Consider the following 16,239-nt stretch of genomic DNA (forward strand, 5'->3'; position numbering starts at 1 on the left):
ACTTTTGCCACAGGACCTCTTTCAAGATTATCAGCCTGTAGTATTGCCAGAAAACTTTTTTTTAAATAACTGTCATATACTTCAGTTAGTATCCAGCCCGGTTCATTGTTTAGATCTGATGAATAATCATATCCTGGTTTTGGTACAAAAACCGGTTCAGTACAATAATACCCTTCTCCAAAATCATAGGATTCTGGAAGACCTGTATCCATATCCATTCTTACAACCGAAGACCAGAAAACATCTTCTGGTTTATGAGCTCTGATAAAGTACCCATATTTGTGTTTGCGACAAGAATGATACGGGTTCACCACTGGATATTCATAATTTGCTCCATCCAGTACTTGCTGTTGTACAGTTTCCTTATCAAGATCTATTATATATCTTCTTATTTCTCCCGGATAATCACTTTTCTTTTCTCTTCCCTCCATTATAGCATAAAATGTGGGGTCATTACCAAATATCTGTTCAGGATACCTATAACCGACAAAATCAGCTAAAATCTTGTTCCCTTCCTCATAAGCATTTAATGTATGCCACATCCATGAAGATTCAACCGAAAACTGATAGGGTTCTACCTCGCCTTCATCATCACGGTTTAATACTAACAAAATATTACCCTGTTTGGGTTTCCAGTAGAGTGATTCTAAAAAACTTGACAAACCGCTCATGAACTTAAAGACATAGGGTTCTGCAGGCTGGAAATTTAAAATAATATGATTATCAGAAACAAAGAAATCATGTATGTAGGAGTTTTTAGGAATTTTGACTTTCTGGTGTTTCACAAGGTTATCATTTTTGTCCAGTGTGGTTATATTTAGTTTATCTTTTAGACCACTTACAAGAATCCATTCTCCTGTCTGACCGTCAATCTTTGAGTGAGCCATGAAATTTACAGGAATTTTACTTTTGTTTACTCCCAGATGAGTTTTACCTTTTGTATCCAGTGTATCAGGGTCCAATTCATAGATGTAAGAACCGTCATCAAAGGCATAGAGTTTTCCATTTCTTTCAATTAATGTTACCCCTGCCTGACTTTCAATTTTTCTGCCGAGTATATTCGATATTGGTCCACCCGGTGCCAGCGTTGTCCATGAAGCGTATAAAAGTTTACCTTTTTCTTGTTCATCAACAAACTTATCGGTTCTTACAAATTTGTTTTGATAATATACTCCTCTTTCATGGAAATGGAATGACTGTATCATTCCGTCTCCATCAAATATATATCGTTTACGTAAATTCCCACGGTCAAACAATCCAGGACCATTGAGATACAGGGTCCCTTTCAAATCATTGGGTATTGTACCTTCAATTTCTGCTTCATAGGAATATTCCCCGTTAATAGAGGTCGCCAGTCCCAGTGGAGATGGGGTATCCTGCTCATCCAGTGATGGAAATGATGTATTATCCAATGGTTCACTATCGTCCATATTAATCTATAGAAATCTAATTGTAACATCTACTTATTAATATTGGTATTATACATAGTTAAAATAAAGACCGATTAAGGATTTATTATGAAATATTACATTGCAGATTCTGCAGTATTTATCATGGACGGTTTTAAAAATATCAACTATTCATCCTTTATAACAGTTGCCTCGGTTACAGAGGAATTAAGAAGTGATGAAGCCGTTATGAGGTATGAAATCGCCAGAGAAAACGGTATAAGAGTCGAAGTACCAGAACCTGATAAAAGAAATAGTGTTATTGAAATAGCCCGTTACACCAGAGACCTTGATGAACTATCCAAGACTGATATAGATATACTGGCAAAAGCACTGGAATACAGAGATAAAGAAAACATAACACTTCTTACCGATGATTACGCGATACAAAATGTTGCAGAACTGTTAAAGATTAATATAGAACCGGTTGCTCAAAAAAAAATCAAAGACAAACTTGTATGGGAAAAAGAATGTATAGGGTGTAAAAAAAGGTTTGAAAGTGGTGATACATGTCCCATCTGCGGTTCAAAACTTAAAAGGAAAAGTAAAAGAAAAGTATAATTATTTAGATAACTTATAATTAATTTAGGCGCGGATACCATGAAGAACATAGATGACATGATAGAAAAAGCAGAAGAATTACAATCAAAGGGGCTTGTGACAGGACAGATTGCAGACGAATTGAATGTATCGCGTGAAACTATTACCTGGCTACTTACAAGAGCAAAGAAAGATTCAAAAAGTCCCGCACCAAAAGACATTTCCGTTGACTGGAGTATGGTTGGAAAAGACTCCTGTAGACTCAGATACATATCGAACATACTGGCTGATATGACAATGGAATCTGCATGTGAAACAGATTCAGAAATTGATACAATAGTTGGTATCGGTCTTAGCGGAGTCCCTCTTGCAAGTCATATTGCAGATGATTTGGATAAAGAACTTGCAATATTCCACGGTACAACCAAACAGAACGAAGATAAAAGAGTACCAGGAACTGTTAGCAGAAATTTTGGAGAGGTTACAGGCAAAAATTGTGTTGTCGTCGATGATGTTATAACCTCAGGAACCACAATTACTGAAGTTATTAATCAACTAAGGGATTTTGGCGCAAACCCAGTTGTTGTTACTGTTATTATCGATAAAAAAGGGTCAGAGAAAATATCTGATGTGCCTGTTAAATCAATGGTACGTATTGTTCGTGTAGATTAAAATCCAGAAATAGTTATGGTCTGATTGGAATACTTATCCCAGACCTTCCTCTATTTCTGCCTGACCTAATTTTTCAGCCAGTTTTTCAAGTACTTCTTTACGCATTCCTTCTACAAATTTTATGCTACCGACAACAAGGTGTCCCCCACCATTGACACCCCCGCCTTTAACTTCATTTTGGAGTTGTCTTACTATCTGAGGGATGTTCATCTTAACATTTTTAGAGCGAATTACCGTAAAGTCTGGTCCATAACCTATTGTTATTACCGGTTTATTTTCATATTCCTGACACATCCTGTCATGTACCTCACCTGCCGTTTTACCAGGTGGAGGAAAACTGAATTTATGGGCATAATTTTCTACATCCAGTGCGTTCAGTATTGCTCCATTGGAAAGCGTTGTAGATTTTACATGTGGCAGACATGTCTTCATCTGGGATGATATCAAATCATTTGCCTGTTCACAGAGTATGGATACAAGGTTTTTATGTACCATAGGGTCGCCAAAATTCAAAATATCGTTTACTATGCCCTTACCACTACTGAATTTCAACCAGAAAGCTTCAAAATCAAGAGCCAAAGCGATATCTTTCAACTGATCAAGTGAATATTCGTCCGAAACATGGTCTATGTATTTTGTAGCTTCTTGCCTTTCTGAACGGTCTCCTACTGCTGAAATTGCAGGGAGATGATATATTTCATCTTTAACATCAGGATTTATCATACTCGCTATCTCTGTACACAGCATTCCTGTGGTAATACCGAAATCTCCGCCTGCATGAGCAGGGTTTATATGAGACTGCAGATACTGGTCCACCACTTCATCAGGGTTATGATGGTCAACCACAATCATGTCAATTCCGTACACTCTTGCCTGTCTCATCGCAGGTGTATCTTCATCAGTTGAACCATTATCTACCAGAAGAATTAACGGGAATTTTTGACCGTGGCGTTCCATATCCTCAAGAGCAAACGATAGGTCTCTGGTTACATCAGCAAGTTCATAAAATGGTGCTTTGGATGGTGAACGCCGGTACAGATAGTATTCTGCGTCAGACCCGCTGACTTCACTTATGAGTGGAAGCACTGCTCTTTCAAGTGCTACCGCAGCCGTCATACCGTCTGCATCTGCATGATGCCTTATTACTATCGGTTTTGACTTGATAACGGCTTTCCTGATTTCCTTTGCAACCTTGTTCATCCCGGGTTTTAATCTACTAAGAATTTCGCTTTCGATCAAGAATTCTGATTCATAGGGTTCAGCTCTTTCATCGATTGCTTTTTCTATACGCTCCCAGACAGCCGCCTCTTTTTCTCCTGAGAGCCGTTTCATGCTTTTTATTTCAAGCTGAACCTCATCACCTCGAGATGTAATTTCTCCTGTTGCGGTTACCACCATGTTGGAATCAATATGTGGATACGCACGTTCTCCAGCCTTTTCAAATGCAGCACCGGAGATTAACCCGGCTTCATCAGATATTGTGAATATTGTAGGACCTGCTGTTTGTTTTACCTGTATAACTTCTCCTTCTATTCTTACTACTCTTCCTATAAACTCTGGTATTTGGGATGATATTTTAATAGGCAATTCTTTTTCAAGTTCTATAGTATGGAATTCTTTGATGTTTTTTGGAACAAGGTCGACATTGCCATTGGATTTTATCTCTTTCACATAGACTATTACAGGGTCTCCGATATCAAGTTCTTCTTTTAGATTCTTTGTATGAATCAGACCTCTGATGTGGGCATTCAGGTTTACAAAAACACCAAACGCCGCTATACCATCAACAATTCCGTGATAGAGCTGTCCTACCTCTAATTCATCCAAGTCACAGGAATTGTCAAGAGCATAAACAACCTGTGATTTGGCACATACCCGACAAATTTCTTCATCATCTACAGGCTCATCAATAGATGTTCCACATACTTTGCACTTATAAAAAATACCGCGACCTTTGCAGGTTTCACAATCTTTTGTTGTTTTTATTTGACCGCTACCTTCACATTTTGGGCAATAAGAACCATCAGAAAGAAAATTGTCAACATCTTGTTCTTTTAATTTCATAAGGTCTACAGATTTGGTTTTTCCCGTACCTTTACATTCGGGGCAGTTTTCTACTGATATTATTTGGTAACCTCTGCCTTCACATTCAATACATTCTTCACTCATTCTATCAACACTATAATTGTTTATGTAGAATTTATTTGTATTGATTCAATAATTAAAATTTAAAATTGTTACGTTAATTTTTAAACCAATAACTTTTTAAGTCTAAAAATTAATTTCATTTTAGGAGAGTGGGTCAAATTGGTTGATTATACCATATTAATTCCTGCAATAATAGTTGTGCTTATAATATTATCACAGGCTATCAAAATTGTCAAAGAATATGAACGTGTTGTTGTTTTCAGGTTAGGGAGATTTCTTGGGGAAAAAGGTCCCGGACTGTTTATTATAATACCTATTGTTGATACTGTTGTTAAAGTAGACCTACGTGTAGTCACTATTGATGTCCCAAAACAGGCAGTTATCACACTGGATAATGTTACCATTGATGTGGATGCTGTAGTTTATTACAGGGTCACAAAGCCCGGGGACGCTGTAACTGCTGTAGAGAATTATAAATATGCTACAGCAATGCTTTCCCAGACAAATTTAAGAGATGTTCTGGGACAGGTTGAATTCGATGATGTACTTTCAAAACGAGATGAAATTAATCAGAAAATACAGGACGTATTGGATTCATTGACCGACCCATGGGGTATCAAAGTCACAAATGTTACCATAAGAGATGTGGTATTACCAGAATCCATGTATCGCGCCATAGCAAGACAAGCAGAAGCAGAACGTGAGAAACGTGCCCGTACTATCCTTGCCGATGGTGAATTTAAAGCCGCTCAGAAAAACAGAGACGCTGGTCAATTATACCAGGAAATGCCTGCTGGTCTTAAATTACGAGAATTGCAAACATATGCTGAAATATCACGTGAAAAGAACATGATTGTAGTGACTGATACTACAAATGTTGATACCGGCAAGATTGCTGCGCTTTCAAATGCAGTTGCAAAAGGTAGTAGCGGTAAAAAAGAGCAATATCAATCATCCACTCCAAGAGAGGAGGAAACACAGCCAAAATCAGAAACCAAGATTGATGAACTGGTTGAATCCTCTAAAGAAGAGTCAGGGGAAATGGACGAAAAGCAATAAACGAATATACAAACAAATAATAGCAGGTATATGATGGATATCAGACCCAATACATACTTTCTCATTATTATATCACTGTTCATTTTTGTGGTAATGATATCTCCCTGTGCCAGTGCACAGGAAGAAAAAGTACTTGTAGTAGAGATTTCTGACTCAATCACATCCGCTAGTGATGACCTTGTAACCAATGCTATATCAGTGGCAGAAGATGAAAATTATGATGCTCTTGTTCTCACATTAAATACACCGGGTGGGAAACTTAGTGAAACGTTTAATATTATAGAATCTATCGAAGGTACTAATGTCCCTGTTATAGGTTATGTATATCCAGAAGGAACAAAAGCTTGGTCTGCGGGTACCATTATATTAATAAGCACAGATATCGCTGCAATGACTCCTTTTTCAGTCATAGGTTCAGCTCAACCTGTTCAAGTAACTGGAGGAGGAAGTCAGCCGATAAACGATTCAAAAACAATTAACGCGATTGTCGAATATACAAGAGAAAAAGCACGTCAGAATAATCGAAACGTTACTGCCGCTGAAGAATTTATTACAAAAAATCTGAATATTAATGCTGAAACTGCTTTAAAATACAATGTAATCGAATATACTTCTCCTTCAATAGGCAATTTACTCTCACAAGTTGATGGAGATGTCGCAAAGGGCAAACAGCTCAATGTTAGTGGTGCCCAGATTGACCGTTATGAGCCATCAATAAACATCGCCATTATGAGTATAATTTCGGATCCTTTGATAGCATCTCTGTTGTTAATTATTGGATTATACTCAATTGTCATTGGTTTATCCAATCCCGGATTTGGTGCAGAAATTTTTGGTACAATCGCAATTGCTCTGGGTCTTATAGGCTCAGGATTTGATGTTAATATTGCCGCTATATTCCTTATCATTGTGGGTATGGGGCTGATATTCCTTGAAATTCAATCACCCGGAATTGGAGCGTTCGGTATTGGAGGGTTGATTTGTCTTATAGCAGGAAGCATATTCCTTGTACCCACCGACTATCCTGACTTTTATACCCCAGCAGAAATTCAGCAGGAGATGATAGTTGCTATCGTAACCCCTTCAATAATCATGGGTGTGTTCATGCTGTTTATTGTCTACAAAATTATAGAAGTACGACACAGGAAACCTATTGTCGGAGAGATTGTAGGCAACACTGCAATAACTAATGAGAAGATAAAACCTGGAGAAGAGGGGTACGTTAAATATAAAGGAGAATACTGGAAGGCAAAATCCGATGAGGAAATTAATAAAGGTGTTAAAGTAGAAATTATAGATAAAGAGGGTCCAATCCTTGTCGTAAAGCGTGCAGAATAAATAATTTAATCCTTTTTAATTCTATCAATTATCTTCTTCTTCTTATCCAGTGATTCATCAGCAGCTTTATCAATTGCAGATTTCATATCTTCAAAATTTAGAGGTTCATCCTCTCCAACCATCTTTTTGATTGGTGTATAGGCTGATTCCCTGAACCGAGGTGTAAAATCGCACCTTTCACCATCAATTATTAACTCTGCTCCACTTCCATCTTCAACTTTTCCTACAATATCGATATCCACACCAGAATTTTTTACCGTATTTATTATATCTTCAGCATGTTCTTCCGGTGATATAATAAGAAGTGAATCCAGAGATACACCCAGATAATCAATCCCAAGAGACTCAAGCATTTCCATCACAGGAGGGTTTACCAATTTATTCATGCGTGATTCATCAAAAACCAGTTTTAATCCTGCAGTCCTAGATATTTCCTGTGCATCACCACGAACTCCGCCATTAGTCACATCTGTCATGGCATGGATATCAGATGTAAGCCCTGATTCAATAAGAGCTTCACACGCCTCAAGGAATTTGATATTTATAGTTTCATTAACAACCTCATGCATACCATAATAAAGTGCAGTAGTAGATACTGTGCCTCCACCTGCTCCTTCAGTCATGAGTATTACATCACCCGCTTTTGCCTGAACACGTGATGTAAGGTGAGATTCCACACCCACTGCACCAACCCCGCCTGTCATCCGGTCTCCAATAACCATATCTCCACCTATGCGGAGAGTACTACCTGTAACAAGTGGAACATCAATAAGTTCTGATACTGTTGTAATACCTGATATATGGTCGAATATCTTTGCTACATCCCCATCATCTGCCACATGGATATCAGAAAGCAACGCTACCGGTCTTGCACCCATAACATAAATATCGCGGAGAGCCGCACGTGCTACATGAAAACCTGCAAGGTATGAAAAATCGCTAAGGCGTGAATGCATCCCATCAACTGTTACTATAACATATTTGGATCCATCCTCTGTTGTTACTGCACCGGAATCATCCAAATGAGACGAGTCTACATAAGCACCTGTGTTCCCGATTATCTCTGCTATTTTTTCATGAGTATAAAAATCTCCGGTTCCTCTGGAGCCAACACCAAATTGTCCCATAGTGATACCAGATTTTGTCGGATTGAGTACATCACCTGTGACATTCAGTGTAGATTTGGCTTCTGCAATAGCAGCTTTTGAAAGTTGTCTTGCATGATTTTCATTTGTATTTTTTATCTCAAGTATCCGTGAGGTCAGCCTATCTTCAAGTTCCGACTGTTCAACACCATTTAATAATGAACGTTTTGCATAGCCTTCAATATCCATATTCTACCTCTGAAAAATAATGGTCAGCACATATTGACAAAATTCTCAACGATTTTAAGCCCTTTTTTTCCACTCTTTTCTGGATGGAACTGGGTACCTACTACATTACCTTTTTCATTTACAACTACTGCTGCAAAACTTAAACCATAATCACAGGATGAAAGTGTATGATACTCATCGGTATCCACATAATAGGAATGAACAAAATACACATAGTCTCCGTCTGATATTCCTTCAAGAATGGAATGTGATTTATTAATGGTAATAGAGTTCCACCCCATATGAGGAACTTTTAATTCACTGGAAGGGAAACGTCTAACACGTCCCGGTACCAAATTGATTCCATCGGTCAATCCCCCTTCATCAGATTTGCTCATGAGTATCTGCTGGCCGAGACAGATACCAAGCAACGGTTTACCAGTATCCACATATTCATAGATAACATCCGTAAGAGGCTGAAGGTTATTCATGGCATCGATAAACGCACCAACCCCGGGTAATATCACCCCATCTGCATCCAGAATTTCTTCAGGGTTACTTGATATAACCGGCTTTGCTCCCACCATTTCCAGAGCTTTTCTGATGCTTCGAAGGTTACCAAGTCCATAGTCTATGATTGTGATTTTTTTCATGGTTAAGAAAAAGTATGGTTTTTATACATCAAATTAACGAATAGATGGTATTATTCTTTTGTTTCATATACTGCTTTTGTCCTGCCACACCTTTCACATCTATATTCTTTTTCCCTGACATTTGATGAAAAATGCGATGTTCCACCTGCACGTTTCCATTTATGCAGACCCAGATAACACAGTATACTTCTTTTATTTGCAGTGCCACTGACATAGGATGGTGATTTAGCCATTATTTATCCCCTTATATCTATCTGCAAGTAACACATAAATACCTGACCAGTAGACTCACCAGCAAATACCAACATAATCTATTTCTTGTTCAAGTTTCTGGAAAGGTATAATACGCCTCCCATCAACCACGACTTTATTTTTCATTAACCCAAATTCTGAATCAAGATTTTTGAACTCGTTCCAATCTGTCATCACAAGGCAGGCTTCAGAGTTATAAAGCGCCTCTTCTGCACTATCACAATAGGTAACACTGCTAAACACCTTTTTCATATTACCATTTGCTTGAGGGTCATAGGCTTTGATTTCAGCCCCATTATATAGCAGGTCTGCTATTACCGGTACAGAACGGGATTCACGGATGTCATCCGTCCCATTTTTAAACGCAAGACCGAGTACAGTAATTGTTTTATTTTCCAGATAGCCGATTTTTTCTTCAAGCAAATCTATCATTCTATGAGGCTGGTTTTCATTCACTCTAATAACAGAATCGAGCAATATGGGTTCATATCCAATTTCCTTTGATTTACCTGTCAATGCCCTGACATCCTTCGGGAAACATGAACCACCAAAACCTGCTCCAGAATTCAAAAAATACGGAGATATTCTAAAATCCATCCCTACTACTTTCATAACTTCATAAGTATCGATTCCGAGTTTTTTACAAATGTTTCCTATTTCATTGGAAAACGAAATTTTTGTGGCAAGGAATGAATTGTTTGCATATTTTATCATCTCCGCAGTTCGGGGATTGGTTTTTATGAGCTCGTTTTGACATTCAACCTTGTCATAGAGATGTGATACAACATCGCCTGAGTGTTTATCAAGTGCCCCTATGACTATCCTGTCAGGGTTCATAAAATCATAAACTGCTTTACCCTCGCGCAGAAATTCAGGGTTCATGGACACTCCAAAATCTTTTCCTGCCTGTTTCCCTGAAGCTTGTTCAAGAATGGGAGTTACAACTTTTTCTGTTGTTTCTGGTACTACTGTACTTTTTACAACAACAACATGGTAACCACCTTTATTGCCAATGGCATACCCCAGACTTTCACTTGCAGATTTAACGATGGACAAATCAATATTACCGTAATCATCCGAAGGTGTTCCTACACATATAAACGATATATCCGAATCCATGACAGCTGATTCATAATCAGAAGTAGCTTTCAGATTACCTCCCGCATGGTTTTGAATGAGTTCATCAAGATCTTGTTCCCATATAGGAGAAACTCCTGAATTTATTTTATTTACTCTTTCCTCATCAATATCAATACAAATGACCTGATGTCCAAGTTCTGCAAGACAAGCTGCAGTTACAGTACCTACATAACCAGAACCTACCACTGAAACTTTCATGATTATCCTCTGGTCATGAATTCCTATAAGATGTATATTAGATTGACGTTTTAAAAATAGTAGTATAATAATTTAGGTTATAAAAAGTCTGGAGATTATTCATAACGTTGTTGAAAGAGGATTATAACCGATAAAAGTTATAATCCCTTTTTGTTTCAAATTACTTTGACAGTAATAATTTCGCCTTCATCTACTGCATCGATGATACTGTCTGCAATAGTTGAATCTTTTCGAACTTTGATATCACCACTGCGGCTAACAGTTGCAGTGAAAAGATATGTATCTCCTGCATAGACTTCAACATCTTCAGTGGATAATTCAGGTATTGTAAGAATTACATGTTTCTTGGTTCGTTCAACAGTTGGCTGGAATGTTTTTCCGGTATGTTCTCCTCTTTTTGGTGTTTCTTCTTCAATTCTCTGGACATCGATGTGTATGCCAAGCTGTCTTTCAATTTCAGCTATCATAGACCCGCCTTTTCCTATTATTTTTGGAATGTCATATTCCATAACACGAACAATGGCCTTTTCATCTGACATCATTTCCACTTCGAAAGCTCCGCTTACATACTGTTCAATGACCTCATGGATTCCGCCTTCTGCCAGTTTTAGTGCCGGTTTTTTGCTTTCAGTACCAACTGGCATGACTACAACCTGTTCTCCGTAGGTGTATAATTCAAACTCTGTTTTACCAGTTTCAAAATCTGAAACAGTGATTACTGGTCTTGCAAGATCTGCTTCAGTCATACCATATGGCACTTTTACGGTAAACTCAAGAACCTGAACTTTGGATACTTCACCTTTATCAATAAAAATCACAGTATCCACAATCTGTGGTATTACTCCAAGTTCCACCCTTCCAATAAGTCTCTGGATGGCATCTACCGCACGGTAAGAATGCACTACACCTACCATTCCCACTCCTGCAAATCGCATATCTGCAAAAATCTGGAAATCACGTGTTTTCCGCACTTCATCATAAACGGTATAATCAGGACGAACTAGCAGAAGCAAATCTGCCGTGTTTGCCATATCTTCATCGAGAGGGGAATACTGGGTGATTTCCTTTGGTACCTGAAGGTCTCGCGGAGACTCCATAGTTTTTATAACAAAATCCTTCTCCTTCAAATATACAGCTATTCCTGCCGCAAAAGTAGATTTACCTGCTCCGGGCGGACCTGCTATAAGTATACCCCTCTGGTCAACTATACGTTGCTTTAACTGGTCGCTTAATCGGTATTCATCCAGTGTTACTGCAGCAACAGGTCGTACTGCTGTAATCTCTATGTCATCTGAAAATGGAGGATTGGATATTGCAATACGCATATTACGAATTTGTAAAACCATTGCCCCATTTGCTGACATTTCAGTAAAGGAATCTGGATCTGAGCGTGCTCTTTCCACCAGTTCTCTTGAAATATTCTTCAATTCTTTGAAAGTTGATGGTTCATCACGTATCTTAACAAACCTTACATCACCAATAGACCCACGTTTAGCCATTGGAGGCACTTTATTTTTAAGATGAACAGACATTGTGTCTTCTGTAAAAAAACTTTCTATTAGCAATGGTTTGAATTCAAAACTTTGAGGAAATAACTGCTCAACTTTAAGACCTTTTGCAATTGCTACTTCTGACTGTACTTTATCCCCTGTTACAAACATTGCATCCATATCGGCTGCTACAGAACGAATTAATGCGTCGATTTCTCCACCTTTGACAAGTTTTATTTGATCCAGACTCGGACGTGTTCCTGTATATTTAAGGTCGATTTCTCCGCTGTCAGCAAGTCTACGTAATTCGCGTAGTTCCTCAAGTCCTTTATAGCCAACTTCGAGACCCCTATTCGCCTGTGCTTCAAGTTCGGCGACTACCGCCTCGGGTATATATATCATCGACCTCTTGTATTTACCGGATTTAACTTTTTCAGAAATACGCCCATCGATAATTACACTGGTATCAGGCACTATTCTAAATTCGTCATCATTTTTTTTCTTCATATTTATCAAATGTGTATGAACTTATATAATTTGATTGGAACTTAAATTCCCTATTAATATACATCCTCTGGCTCAAAAACTTTTTTTCCTACTATATTTCCTTCTATTGTACGATAGAAACAGGAATAAAAACCTTCATGACAGGATGCCCCAATCTGTTTTATTTTAAGCAAGACTGCATCCATATCGCAATCAACATACATCTCATGGAGCAACTGTAGATGACCTGAACTTTCACCTTTTTTCCACAATTTATTACGGCTTCGACTCCAGTAATGTACATATCCTGTTTCAACCGTTTTTTCAAGTGCTGTTTTATCCATATAGGCGCACATCAAAACTTCGTTGGTTTCATAGTCTTGTGCTACTGCCATTACCAGTCCATTTTCGTAATTGAGATTATCCAAGTCTACCATAATTACCACTGACTACTATATACTAAAAAACATATAAACGGTAAAAAGGTTTTTCAACCAAAGGTTATTTTGGACAAAATCTTCTTGATACAGACCCTTTTAAAAACCAGTCACCTAAAAGTATCCAGTAAGTTTTAAGAAAGTTGCTGGAATCTATGACATAAAAATTAATTAATGAGAATCTCGGATAGAACTAATATAATACCCTATTACCAAAGTAAAGCGTTTATTGTAAAACAGATACCACTTCACTGCATTTTAGGTGTTGTTTTACCTGTGATTCAAAAACATCTACATTTATCGGTTTTGGAATATATCCATCACATCCAGCATCAATAAATTTTTTCTTATCACCCAGCATAGCATGTGCTGTTAAAGCCACTACAGGGGTATCTGTAAACAAAAAATTATTCTTTAACTTGTAAAGAAATTCAATTCCATTCATTTGAGGCAATTGTATATCTAAAAGTATAAGATCAATATAGTAATTCTCCATTTTTTCAAGTGCCTCAAAACCATTTCCTGCATTTATAATATTGTATCCATGAGGAGTTAAAAGATCATTTATAAGTTCCCTATTTAATCGGTCATCTTCAACAAGAAGTATGTTTATATTTGACATTATTACATCTTACCTACATAAATTGAAATGATTATAATCCTATAGTAAACACATTTTAATCAGTCATTATTTTAAAATTATAAAAATATATTTACAATTGTGGTACAAGTATTAGTAACTGTAATTAAACCATCTGACCAGAGCAAAAAGTTTTGAATTATAAATTTAATATAGACTAACAATTACAAATATTATTAAACATTTATAAAATGGGTTTACATAGAAACTAATCAGATAGAAATCTTTTTTAGTTCAGTAAACAACACATTTGTGATGATTATGAAAGAAGATTTAAAACAAATACTTAACGATATTTTCACTTCATCTCAGTACAATATTATTGAATCAAATAATTATGACCTGATAGCCAGTAGAAACAATTACAACATTTATATAAACATTGGAGACCAAGCAGAATACCAGAAAATAAGAAAATTATCCAATGAAATCAACGGTAACAACCAGGATGGAAATACTATAGGAATCTATGTAGTTACTGACAACCCTGATGAAAGATTATACCAATATGCTGATAAAATGGGTATCATACTGTGGGGTAGAGACCAATTAGCATTACAGATTGGAAAAGCAGTGATTGCAGATATTGAAGGGGAACCCTGTGACCTAGAACTGTTTCAACCTTATTCTACAGCCCAATCCAGCCAAGTATACTGTAATGATTCCTATTATGACTACAGTGTCATGAATGATACAACATCTGAACCAGTAGAACAAAATACAGAACAAGAAACTGTAAAAACTAATTGTTTGAACATAAAAACAGCCCCTATAAATACATCAAAAGATAGTGCCGTATCTATCGCGAAAGCACATCTGGGTAAAATCCAAAATGCTACTCTTAAATTTGTACCTTATTGGAAATACAATTATTCGATCTGTACCGAACAAAATTACAAATCTAAAATAATAGATATCTCGGCTGAAGATACCGGATATCTAAACGCCTTAAATGGCAACCATGAACCATTACCAGTTGAAAAAATACTTGAGTATGTAGAAAAACCCGAATACAATTATTATATTGTAAGTAACAGTTTAACAAGAGAAGAAGCCAGTAGCGAAATATTAAAAACCATTATTGAGAAAAATACCAAAAATATCCGTTTTGATAAGACTGCAGGGGAAGCAATAATATCAGAACACAAAAGGTTTAAGCCAAAATCCAGTGATATAGACTACAATCTGGAACTGGTATATCTTCCGGTATGGGAAGTAAAAGATAAACGCAATTCTATCGAAATAAACGGACACAATTCAGAAATATTCAGTAAGCCTACTGGTAATGATGTAGAATTTATGTAAAACCTTGATAACAATTTATTATGTTGCGCAGGTTTTTTATACCAATAACCATATATAGAAGAATATAGATTTTATTACTATTTTCTATAATATATTATATTAACTAAAAAAGGTGAATAACTTGGTACATATAACTGATGAAGCCGCATCCGAATTAAAATCATTACTCGAATCAGAAGAAAAAGAAGACCATGCACTGCGAATATTTATCGCTGGCATGGGATGCAGCGGCATACAATACGGACTTGCTCTTGATAACGAAATCAAAGAAGAAGATGTTACAGAAGAGAGTAACGGTCTTAAAGTTGTTATGAGCTCAGACATCGAAGAAGGGCTTTCAGACGCAACTATTGATTATGTTGAAACTGAAGAAGGTAAAGGATTTGTTATAGATAATCCAAACCCTGCTTCATGTGGATCCTGTAGCAGTTGCCAGTAAATTATAAAATTTAATGTAACATCAAATCAGGTATAATTTAGGTGATTAGTAGATGTTTCCAGGTATGGGCGGTCGAGGGATGAATCCCTCCAAAATGAAACAGATGATGAAGCAGATGGGTATAAGTACAGAAGAAATCAATGATGTTGAGCAGGTTATCATCAGGAAATCTGACAAAGATATTGTTTTCAACGATGCAAGTGTTACTGTAATGACAGCCCAGGGTGTAGATACCTACCAAATCGTTGGGACCCCCGAGGAAGTTGAAAGAGAAGTTGAAATACCTGATGATGATGTTAAAATGGTTGCCGAACAGGCAGGTACATCTGAAGATGCCGCCAGAGAAGCCCTGAAAAATACAAAAGGTGATTTGGCAGAAGCTATTACAAAACTATCTGAATCTTCAGAATAAAATAGTCTTGCCTTAACTACTTCTTTTCTCTTTTTTATTTTAACTCAAAATCAGTAATCAATAATATACTTTTTTAAATACATTAACCTTGTTTTCAGGGTTTATAAAAATGTAGATTTTTTAAAGTTATTAGTTGTAATTAAAAAAATAGTGTGGTGTATGTGAATGATAAGTAAAGTGAGTATAGCAGCTATCCGCAGTTCCCAAAGGCTCTCGCACTTTAGTACCGTACGGAACGTGGGCGGGCTTATCTGCTGTGTTCGGGATGG

16 protein-coding genes and 1 rRNA gene are annotated in these 16,239 nt (G+C 37.0%); 7 read left to right on the plus strand and 10 right to left on the minus strand.

Going from position 1 to position 16,239, the window contains the following annotated elements:
* Positions 1-1,430: carotenoid oxygenase family protein (locus QZ276_RS00315; protein WP_292484222.1), on the minus strand; the 1,430-nt coding region annotated here is incomplete at its 3' end.
* 87 nt (positions 1,431-1,517) lie between these two features.
* Here QZ276_RS00315 and QZ276_RS00320 point away from each other — a divergent pair.
* Both QZ276_RS00320 and QZ276_RS00325 read left to right on the plus strand, forming a co-directional pair.
* Positions 1,518-2,009 carry an NOB1 family endonuclease gene (locus tag QZ276_RS00320; RefSeq protein WP_292484224.1) on the plus strand — a complete coding sequence of 164 codons (492 nt, stop codon included), beginning with the start codon at positions 1,518-1,520 and terminating at the stop codon, positions 2,007-2,009.
* Positions 2,010-2,048: 39 nt separating this feature from the next.
* Positions 2,049-2,660: an orotate phosphoribosyltransferase-like protein gene (locus QZ276_RS00325; protein ID WP_292484226.1), complete on the plus strand. Its 612-nt coding sequence runs from the start codon at positions 2,049-2,051 to the stop codon at positions 2,658-2,660.
* A 33-nt stretch (positions 2,661-2,693) separates the two neighbouring features.
* Here the strand turns inward: QZ276_RS00325 and QZ276_RS00330 are convergent, their stop codons facing one another.
* Entirely contained in the window at positions 2,694-4,829 is a 2,136-nt protein-coding gene (locus QZ276_RS00330) for a DHH family phosphoesterase (protein ID WP_292484228.1), read from the minus strand.
* 138 nt (positions 4,830-4,967) lie between these two features.
* Between QZ276_RS00330 and QZ276_RS00335 the strand changes: the two genes are divergently transcribed.
* Together QZ276_RS00335 and QZ276_RS00340 are read left to right on the plus strand one after the other, a co-directional pair.
* Positions 4,968-5,867 (plus strand): slipin family protein, encoded by a 900-nt coding sequence (locus QZ276_RS00335; RefSeq protein WP_342765689.1) that lies wholly within the window; start codon positions 4,968-4,970, stop codon positions 5,865-5,867.
* A gap of 93 nt (positions 5,868-5,960) precedes the next feature.
* The gene (locus QZ276_RS00340) at positions 5,961-7,205 is read left to right on the plus strand and encodes a nodulation protein NfeD (protein WP_342765690.1); all 1,245 of its coding nucleotides are present in this window, start codon (positions 5,961-5,963) and stop codon (positions 7,203-7,205) included.
* Between the two features lie 5 nt (positions 7,206-7,210).
* Here the strand turns inward: QZ276_RS00340 and QZ276_RS00345 are convergent, their stop codons facing one another.
* From QZ276_RS00345 to QZ276_RS00375, 7 genes are all read right to left on the minus strand, one after another.
* Positions 7,211-8,539, minus strand: coding sequence for an AIR synthase-related protein (locus QZ276_RS00345; protein WP_292484232.1), 1,329 nt, complete (start codon positions 8,537-8,539; stop codon positions 7,211-7,213).
* Between the two features lie 23 nt (positions 8,540-8,562).
* Positions 8,563-9,171 (minus strand): imidazole glycerol phosphate synthase subunit HisH, encoded by a 609-nt coding sequence (gene hisH, locus QZ276_RS00350; RefSeq protein ID WP_292484234.1) that lies wholly within the window; start codon positions 9,169-9,171, stop codon positions 8,563-8,565.
* A 50-nt stretch (positions 9,172-9,221) separates the two neighbouring features.
* Positions 9,222-9,404, minus strand: coding sequence for a hypothetical protein (locus tag QZ276_RS00355; RefSeq protein WP_292484236.1), 183 nt, complete (start codon positions 9,402-9,404; stop codon positions 9,222-9,224).
* Between the two features lie 55 nt (positions 9,405-9,459).
* A complete protein-coding gene (locus QZ276_RS00360; RefSeq protein ID WP_292484238.1) occupies positions 9,460-10,761 on the minus strand; it encodes a UDP-glucose/GDP-mannose dehydrogenase family protein in 1,302 nt (433 codons plus the stop codon).
* A gap of 155 nt (positions 10,762-10,916) precedes the next feature.
* Positions 10,917-12,758: a PINc/VapC family ATPase gene (locus QZ276_RS00365; RefSeq protein WP_292484240.1), complete on the minus strand. Its 1,842-nt coding sequence runs from the start codon at positions 12,756-12,758 to the stop codon at positions 10,917-10,919.
* Between the two features lie 53 nt (positions 12,759-12,811).
* A complete protein-coding gene (gene hisI, locus QZ276_RS00370; protein ID WP_292484242.1) occupies positions 12,812-13,174 on the minus strand; it encodes a phosphoribosyl-AMP cyclohydrolase in 363 nt (120 codons plus the stop codon).
* A 226-nt stretch (positions 13,175-13,400) separates the two neighbouring features.
* Complete coding sequence (locus tag QZ276_RS00375; protein ID WP_292484244.1) at positions 13,401-13,796, minus strand: response regulator; 396 nt, start codon at positions 13,794-13,796, stop codon at positions 13,401-13,403.
* A 279-nt stretch (positions 13,797-14,075) separates the two neighbouring features.
* Between QZ276_RS00375 and QZ276_RS00380 the strand changes: the two genes are divergently transcribed.
* From QZ276_RS00380 to QZ276_RS00390, 3 genes are all read left to right on the plus strand, one after another.
* Positions 14,076-15,119 carry a hypothetical protein gene (locus QZ276_RS00380; protein ID WP_292484245.1) on the plus strand — a complete coding sequence of 348 codons (1,044 nt, stop codon included), beginning with the start codon at positions 14,076-14,078 and terminating at the stop codon, positions 15,117-15,119.
* A 121-nt stretch (positions 15,120-15,240) separates the two neighbouring features.
* On the plus strand, positions 15,241-15,558 hold the full coding sequence (locus QZ276_RS00385) for an iron-sulfur cluster assembly accessory protein (protein ID WP_292484247.1): 318 nt from the start codon (positions 15,241-15,243) through the stop codon (positions 15,556-15,558).
* Positions 15,559-15,610: 52 nt separating this feature from the next.
* Entirely contained in the window at positions 15,611-15,970 is a 360-nt protein-coding gene (locus QZ276_RS00390) for a nascent polypeptide-associated complex protein (protein WP_292484249.1), read from the plus strand.
* A gap of 181 nt (positions 15,971-16,151) precedes the next feature.
* Here QZ276_RS00390 and rrf read toward each other — a convergent pair.
* A 5S ribosomal RNA gene (gene rrf, locus QZ276_RS00395) occupies positions 16,152-16,239 on the minus strand; the annotation flags it as partial.

This window comes from Methanohalobium sp., assembly GCF_018609725.1.
Lineage (GTDB): Archaea > Halobacteriota > Methanosarcinia > Methanosarcinales > Methanosarcinaceae > Methanohalobium.